This is a genomic window from Streptomyces sp. CT34, from assembly GCF_000805335.1.
Taxonomy (GTDB): Bacteria; Actinomycetota; Actinomycetes; order Streptomycetales; family Streptomycetaceae; genus Streptomyces.
The window spans coordinates 2,899,046-2,906,907 of record NZ_KN708638.1; the positions used below are offsets into that span (position 1 = coordinate 2,899,046).

Consider the following 7,862-nt stretch of genomic DNA (forward strand, 5'->3'; position numbering starts at 1 on the left):
GTCGCCCGCGGCCAGGAGCGCACCCCGGCCAGCAGCACGATGCCGGCGACCACGGACAGCAGGAACAGCGCGAGGCCGCTGAGGAAGACGCCGTCGAAGGTCCAGGGGGCCGGTCTCGGCGTGCACGAACCAGCGGTCGTCGGCGGTGTGGCTGCCGACGCTCACCGGGGCCTGGAGGGCGGTGGCGAAGGTGAGGGCGGTGGCGACGGCCGACAGCCAGCCGGCCGCCCGGCGGCTCGCGAAGGCCGCGATGACGGCCGTCAACTGAAGCAGCAGGACGCCCAGTTGGACGGGGTTGCCGACCTCGTTGGGGCCGGGCGCACGGGATCCGGTCCAGCTGTCCCAGACGCCCACGATGCCGAACTGGCCGATGTCGACCGCCGGCCAGTACGCGCTGAACAGGAAGAACAGCAGGCACAAGAGCCCGCCGGTGATCCGGGCGCCCTTGGCGAGCGCGGTACTGCGTGGCATGACATCCCCCGGTTGTGTCGGTGCCGCGACGCGGAGAGCACCGCAGCCACGCACGTTGCGGGGTCTGCCCCTGACCCGCGGCCGTGCGCCGACCGCCCCGGGGGACGGCCGACGCACGGCCGGTCGGCGGACCGTCAGTGGTTGCGGGGGAAGCCCAGGTTGATACCACCGTCGGACGGGTCGGGCCAGCGGGTGGTGACGACCTTGCCGCGGGTGTAGAAGTGCACGCCGTCGTTGCCGTAGATGTGGTGGTCGCCGAAGAGCGAGTCCTTCCAGCCACCGAAGGAGTGGTAGCCCACCGGGACCGGGATCGGCACGTTCACCCCGACCATGCCGGCCTCGACCTCCAGCTGGAAGCGGCGGGCCGCGCCGCCGTCCCGGGTGAAGATCGCGGTGCCGTTGCCCCACGGCGAGGAGTTCATCAGCTCGATGGCCTCCTCGTACGTCTCCACACGGACCACCGAGAGCACCGGGCCGAAGATCTCGTCGCGGTAGGCGTCCATCTCCGGGGTGACGTTGTCGAGCAGCGAGATGCCGATCCAGTGGCCGTCCTCGTAGCCCTCGACGGTGTAGCCGGTGCCGTCGATGACGACGTCGGCGCCCTGGGCCGCGGCACCGGCGACGTACGAGGCGACCCGGTCGCGGTGCGCCTTGGTGATCAGCGGGCCCATCTCCGAGGCCGGGTCGTCGCCGGGGCCGATCCGCAGCTCGCCGGCGCGCTCCTTGATCTTGCCGATCAGCGGGTCGGCGGTGTCGCCGACAGCGACCACCACGGAGACCGCCATGCAGCGCTCACCGGCCGAGCCGTACGCGGCGTTGATCGCGGAGTCGGCGGCCAGGTCGAGGTCGGCGTCCGGGAGGACCAGCATGTGGTTCTTGGCGCCGCCCAGCGCCTGGACGCGCTTGCCGTGGGCGGTGCCGGTGGTGTGGATGTAACGGGCGATGGGGGTGGAGCCGACGAAGGAGACGGCGGCGACACCGGGGTGCTCCAGGATGGCGTCGACGGCCACCTTGTCGCCGTTGACGATGTTCAGCACGCCGTCGGGCAGGCCCGCCTCGGCGGCCAGCTCGGCGAGCTTGAGGGCGGCGCTGGGCACCTTCTCGCTGGGCTTGAGGACGAAGGTGTTGCCGCAGGCGACGGCGATCGGGAACATCCACATCGGCACCATGGCCGGGAAGTTGAACGGCGTGATGCCGGCCACGACACCGAGGGGCTGCCGGATCGCGGCCACGTCCACCCTGGTGGAGACCTGGGTGGACAGCTCGCCCTTGAGCTTCTCCGGGATACCGCAGGCCAGCTCGACGATCTCCAGGCCACGGGCGACCTCACCGAGCGCGTCCGAGTGCACCTTGCCGTGCTCGGCGGTGATCAGCCGGGCGATCTCGTCCCGGTGCGCGTCGATCAGCTCGCGGTACTTGAACAGCACGGCGGTGCGCTTGGCGAGGGAGCTGGTGCCCCAGGTGCCGAACGCCTCCCGGGCGGCGCGGACCGCGGCGTCGACCTCGTCGGCGGTCGCGAAGGCGACCTGCTTCTCCTGGGCGCCGGTGGCCGGGTTGTAGACCGGGCCGTAGTTGCCGGAGACGCCCTCGACGGGCTTCCCGCCGATCCAGTGGTTGATGGTCTTCATGCGAGGGGCCTTTCGTACGGTGCGACAGCGAGCGGATGTTCAGAGGTGGCGACGGCGGGCGGCGACCTGCCGGTCGTAGGCCGCGCGGGCGGCGACCGCCGCCGGCCGCGTCGCGGTCTCGGCAACGGGTACATCCCACCAGGCCTGGGCGGGCGGCGCGCCCGGCACAGTGTCGGTCGTTCCGGTCTCGACATAGACACATGTGGGCGCTTTCGCGCCACGCGCCTCGGCGAGCGCGGCACGCAGCTCGGCGACCGTCGCGGCGCGCAGCACCCGCATGCCCAGGGAGGCGGCGTTGGCGGCGAGATCGACGGGCAGCGGCTCGCCCGTATACGTGCCGTCCGCGGCGCGGAAGCGGTAGTCGGTGCCGAAGCGCTCGCCGCCGGTCTCCTGGGAGAGGCCGCCGATGGAGGCGTACCCGTGGTTCTGGATGAGGACGATGGTGATGCCGATGCCCTCCTGCACCGCGGTGACGATTTCGGTGGGGTTCATCAGGTATGTACCGTCGCCGACGAGCGCCCACACCGGACGGTCGGGAGCGGCCATCCGCACCCCGATCGCGGCCGGGATCTCATAGCCCATGCAGGAGTAGCCGTATTCGAGGTGGTACTGCCGGCGGGACCGGGCGCGCCAGAGTTTGTGCAGGTCACCGGGGAGCGAACCGGCCGCGTTGATCACGATGTCGGAGTCGTCGACGAGCGCGTCCAGCGCCCCCAGCACCTGCGTCTGGGACGGCCGCGCGGACGGATCCCCGGCCCCGAACGCGGCATCCACCCGGCGCTCCCAGTCCGCCCTCGCCGCCCCGTACTCCGCCCCGTACGCCGCGTCGACGCGGTGGCCGGACAGCGCGGCGGTGAGCGCTTCGAGTCCGGCGCGGGCGTCGGCGACCAGGGCGAGCGCACCGAGCTTGTGGGAGTCGAAGCCGGCGATGTTGAGGTTGACGAAGCGGACGCCGGGCTCGGCGAAGAGCGTCGCCGAGGCGGTGGTGAAGTCCGAGTACCGGGTGCCGACCCCGATGACCAGATCGGCCCGGCGGGCCAGCGCGTCGGCGGTCGCGGTGCCCGTGTGCCCGATCCCGCCGACATCGGCCGGGTGGTCGTGGCGCAGCGAACCCTTGCCCGCCTGGGTGGACGCCACCGGGATACCGGTCGCGTCGGCGAACTCCCGGAGCGCGTCCTCCGCCTCGCTGTGGTGCACACCGCCGCCCGCGATGACCAGCGGCCGGCGGGCCTCCCGGACGGCGCGCACCGCGGCAGCCAGCGCGGCGGCGTCCGGGGCGGGCCGCGGGACCCGCCAGACCCGGTCGGCGAAGAACTCCTCCGGCCAGTCGTACGCCTCGGCCTGCACGTCCTGCGGCAGGGCCAGGGTGACCGCACCGGTCTCCACCGGGTCGGCGAGCACCCGCATCGCCTGGAGGGCGGCCGGGATCAGCGCCTCGGGCCGGGTGACCCGGTCGAAGTAGCGGGAGACCGGGCGCAGCGCGTCATTGACCGACACATCGCCCGCGGACGGCACTTCGAGCTGCTGGAGGACCGGATCGGCGGGCCGGGTGGCGAACACGTCGCCGGGCAGCAGGAGCACCGGGAGGCGGTTCACGGTGGCGAGCGCGGCGCCCGTGACGAGGTTGGTGGCCCCGGGCCCGATGGAGGTGGTCACGGCCTGCGCGGAGAGCCGGTCGCACTGCCGGGCGTAACCGACGGCCGCGTGCACCATGGCCTGTTCGTTGCGCCCCTGGAAATACGGCAGCTTCGGGGCCCCGCCGCCCGCCCCGTCGGGAGCCGCGCTGCCGGACTCCAGCAGCGCCTGCCCGATACCGGCGACATTGCCGTGCCCGAAGATGCCCCAGCAGGCGCTGATCAGGCGGTGCCGGCGGCCGTCCCGCTCGGTGTACTGGTGGGCCAGGAACTCGACCAGGGCCTGGGCGACCGTCAGATGACGGGTGCCCGCCGGGGCGCTGTCCGGGCCGGTCGTCGTCCGGTCGCTCATCGGGGGTCTCCTGAGGGTGCTTGGTAGAGGGGGAGGCGGGGGTCGACGGGCTGGTCGGGCCACGTACCGCGGATCCAGCCGTGATCCGGGTGGTCGCAGATCAGCCACTCACGGGTCTCCCCGGGCCCCGCCATGACGTTGAGGTAGTACATGTCGTGCCCGGGGGCCGCGATGGACGGGCCGTGCCACCCGTCCGGAATCAGCACCGCGTCGCCGCCGCGGACCTCGGCGAGGACGTCCGTACCGCGACCGCGCCCGGACGGCGTCACGCGCTGATAGCCGAGCCCCTGCGTACCGTGGGCGGCGGCGATCTCGAAGTAGTAGATCTCCTCCAGCTCGGCCTCCTCCCCCGGACGGCACTCATCGTGCTTGTGCGGCGGATACGACGACCAGTTGCCCCCGGGGGTGAGCACTTCCACGGCGATCAGCCGGTCACACGCGAACACGCCCGCCGCACCGAAATTGTTGACCTGCCGCGAACAGGTGCCGGTGCCCCGCAGCTCCACCGGGACGTCGGACGCGGCACCGTAGCGGGCCGGCAGCCGGCGCTCGCAGCGCGCCCCCGTGAGCGCGAACCGCCCGCCGGCACCACTGGCGATCCGCACCCGCGCGTCCCGCGGTACGTAGGCGAAATCCGTCACCCCGCTGAACACGCTCTCCCGTCCGGCCAGTTCAAAACTCGCCGCGTCGGGGGCGTCCGTGCCGGTGTCCTCCGTGCCGGGGCCGTCCGCGTCGGGACTGTCCGTCACGACCGTGCAGCCACCGGAGAGCGGCAGCACGATCCACTCGCTGTCTCCGGTGGCGAAGGAGTGGTGCCCACCCGGCGGCAGATCGAGGATCCGCAGCGAGGAATACCCCCAACCGGCCTTCTCCGGGCTGATGTCGAGGGCGTACGGGCCGTCGGCACCGCGACCCGCCGGGATGTGGAAACCGGAGGCGGCCGGGGAGGCGGAGGCGGCCGGGGCGGTGCCGGACGCCGGGGAGGCGGGTGCGGCGCCGGACGCCGGGAGCCGGGCGGGCACACCGGGCTCGCGAGGTCCGCCGGTGCCGCCGACGCCTCCGGACCCGCCGGGGCCGCCGGACCCACCGGACGCGTCAGACCCGTCAGGCCCGTCAGCGGAACGGGAATCTGTGATCTCAGCACTCATGACAACAAGTCTCCTACTCACCACTGACAGTGAACATCTCGACGCTGTGGAGGCGGGGCGAGACGGCTCGGCGGGGGCCGGGAGCGCGTCGGGCGGCGGGCGTGCCAGCAGCCAAGGGGGCGGCGCGAGGCGGTCGTGGCGCGGCGCCACGCGGCGCCGGACCCGGGCCCTGAAGCCACCTGCCGGGGGCACACCTTCCCGGAACACACCTGCGGGGACAGGACTAGAGCAGCCCCACCGCCGTGTCGACCGCCGCCGCCACATCGCCGTCCGCCGGATAGAGAAGCGAACGGCCGACGACCAGCCCGTGCACGGTCGGCAGCCGCAGCGCCTTGCGCCACTTCTCGTACGCGGCTTCCTGGTCCCGTACGGTCCCACCGATGTCGCCGCCCAGGAGGACGGTGGGCAGGGTGGAGGTCTCGCAGACCCGGGCCATCGCGTCGGGGTCGTCGGTGACCGGGAGCTTCAGCCAGGTGTAGGCGGAGGTGCCGCCGAGGCCGGAGGCGATGGCCACGGAGCGGGTGACGGCTTCGGGGCTCAGGTCGTTGCGGACCCGGCCGTCTATCCGGCGGGAGAGGAACGGCTCCACGAATACGGGCAGTTCGCGTTCGGCCATCGCGTCGATGGCGCGAGCGGTGCTCTCCAGAGTGGTCAGCGATCCCGGATCGTCGTAATCGATGCGCAGCAGCAGCTTGCCGGCGTCGAAGCGCAGCCGCGCGATGTCCTGGGGGCGGTGCCCGGTGAACCGGTCGTCCATCTCGAAGGCGGCGCCCGCGATGCCGCCACGGTTCATGGAGCCCATGACGACCTTGCCTTCGAGGGCGCCGAGCAGCAGCAGGTCCTCCAGGATGTCGGCGGTCGCCAGCACCCCGTCCACCCCGGGCCGGGACAGCGCCAGGACCAGCCGTTCGAGCAGGTCGAGGCGGTTGGCCATGGCCAGTTGGCGGTCACCGACGGCGAGCGCGCCCCGGGCCGGATGGTCGGCGGCGACGATCATCAGCCGGCCGCTGTCGCCCAGCAACGGACGGCGGGTACGGCGGGCGGCGGCCTCCGCAACGGCTCGGGGATGCCGCGCCCGCAGCGTCGCGAGGTCACTGATCCGAGGGGTCAAGGCTCAACTCACCTTCTTGAGGGTGGGGGTGGGGCAGCTGGACGGACCGGGCTGCAGCGGGCCGGGACGGGCTGCGGCGGGACGGGACGGGCCGGGGCGGAGCCGCGTGAGACGGGAGGCCGCACAGCAGCGGGGAAGCACGAGACCTCGCCCCGAGGCGGGGAGGGGGGAACAGGAGGACCGCGGGACGGCCGGGCGGTCGGACGACGGGCGGGTCGGACAGCGGGACGAACGGGACTCGTACCGAGCCGCCCCGGGACCGGATCAGGGCCCTCCCTCACCGATCCGCGAGAAACGCCTCGACCTCGTCCGCCGTCGGCATCGCGGAAGAACAGGCCAGCCGCGAGGCGACAATGGCCCCGGCGGCATTGGCGTAGCGCATCATCGGCGCCAACTCCCAGCCGGAGAGCAGCCCGTGGCACAACGCCCCGCCGAACGAATCCCCGGCACCGAGCCCGTTGACGACCTCGACGGGGGTCGGCGGAACCTCGGCGGTACGCCCGTCGCGATGGACGGCCAGCACCCCCTTCGGCCCCTGCTTGATGACGGCGAGCTCCACACCCATGTCGAGGAGCGCCTGGGCACACGCTTTCGGGTCCCGCAGTCCGGTGGCGACCTCGGCCTCGTCGACATTTCCCACCGCGACCGTCGCATGCTTCAACGCGGCCTCGTAGTACGGCCGGGCGGACGCCATCGCCGCGGCACCGGACACCCCGCCGTCCCCGGAGGCGCCGCCCTCCCCGCCCCAGAACATCGGGCGCCAGTCGAGGTCGAAGACCGTGGTGCCGCGCCGCTCCCGCGCCTCCAGCGCGGCCAACGTCGCACCGCGGCTGGGCTCTTCGCAGAGCCCGGTACCCGTGATCCAGAAGATCCGGGCCGCCGCGATGGCCTCCAGGTCCAGCTCGCCCGAATGAATCACCAGGTCAGGGGCCTTGGGCCGGCGGTAGAAGTAGAGCGGGAAGTCATCCGGCGGAAAGATCTCGCAGAAGGTCACCGGTGTCGGGTAGTCGTCCACCGCGCTCACCCAGCGGTCGTCCACACCGAAGTCGCGCAGCGCCTGATGGATGTAGTCCCCGAACGGGTCCCGCCCGGTACGGCTGATGACGGCGCTCCGCCGCCCGAGCCGGGCAGCCGCCACCGCCACATTGGTGGCGGACCCGCCGAGAAACTTCCCGAACGTCTCCACCTGCGCGAGCGGCACACCGACCTGCAACGGATAGATGTCCACCCCGATGCGCCCCATGGTGATCAGGTCGTACGGCTCGGTCATATACGCCCCTTCGGGTCGCCCGGCGCGGCGGGTCGATCGGCACCGGCCCTCTCAGCCGGCTTCAGCTCCGCCCAAAGGTCTAACCGCCATCCTCAATCCCTGTCAACACTTTGTCCTTACATTCTGACGTCCATCCTTGCCGAGCCGACCCACCCGCCCCACAAAATCCCCAAAATCCCACCCGAGCCCCCCCACCCCAACACCCCCAGACCCGACACACCAACCTCCAACCCGCCCACCAACCCATC

5 protein-coding genes and 1 pseudogene are annotated in these 7,862 nt (G+C 72.5%); all 6 read right to left on the reverse strand.

Annotated elements, in window-relative coordinates:
• Positions 1 to 471 (reverse strand): annotated as a pseudogene (locus tag RZ84_RS12710) (hypothetical protein); the annotation flags it as partial.
• 134 nt (positions 472 to 605) lie between these two features.
• A complete protein-coding gene (locus tag RZ84_RS12715; protein ID WP_043264412.1) occupies positions 606 to 2,099 on the reverse strand; it encodes a CoA-acylating methylmalonate-semialdehyde dehydrogenase in 1,494 nt (497 codons plus the stop codon).
• A gap of 39 nt (positions 2,100 to 2,138) precedes the next feature.
• A complete protein-coding gene (gene iolD / locus RZ84_RS12720; RefSeq protein ID WP_043264413.1) occupies positions 2,139 to 4,085 on the reverse strand; it encodes a 3D-(3,5/4)-trihydroxycyclohexane-1,2-dione acylhydrolase (decyclizing) in 1,947 nt (648 codons plus the stop codon).
• A complete protein-coding gene (gene iolB / locus RZ84_RS12725; RefSeq protein WP_043269766.1) occupies positions 4,082 to 5,008 on the reverse strand; it encodes a 5-deoxy-glucuronate isomerase in 927 nt (308 codons plus the stop codon). The genes iolD and iolB overlap by 4 nt, the downstream gene beginning before the upstream one ends.
• A gap of 448 nt (positions 5,009 to 5,456) precedes the next feature.
• Positions 5,457 to 6,344 carry a Cgl0159 family (beta/alpha)8-fold protein gene (locus RZ84_RS12730; RefSeq protein WP_043264414.1) on the reverse strand — a complete coding sequence of 296 codons (888 nt, stop codon included), beginning with the start codon at positions 6,342 to 6,344 and terminating at the stop codon, positions 5,457 to 5,459.
• Between the two features lie 277 nt (positions 6,345 to 6,621).
• Positions 6,622 to 7,614 (reverse strand): 5-dehydro-2-deoxygluconokinase, encoded by a 993-nt coding sequence (gene iolC, locus RZ84_RS12735; protein ID WP_043264415.1) that lies wholly within the window; start codon positions 7,612 to 7,614, stop codon positions 6,622 to 6,624.
• Positions 7,615 to 7,862: the final 248 nt, after the last annotated feature.

Coding starts and splice junctions, on each gene's coding strand:
- RZ84_RS12715 (WP_043264412.1), bottom strand. CDS start 2,099: ATGAAGACCATCAACCACTGGATCGGCGGGAAGCCCGTCGAGGGCGTC.
- iolD (WP_043264413.1), bottom strand. CDS start 4,085: ATGAGCGACCGGACGACGACCGGCCCGGACAGCGCCCCGGCGGGCACC.
- iolC (WP_043264415.1), bottom strand. CDS start 7,614: ATGACCGAGCCGTACGACCTGATCACCATGGGGCGCATCGGGGTGGAC.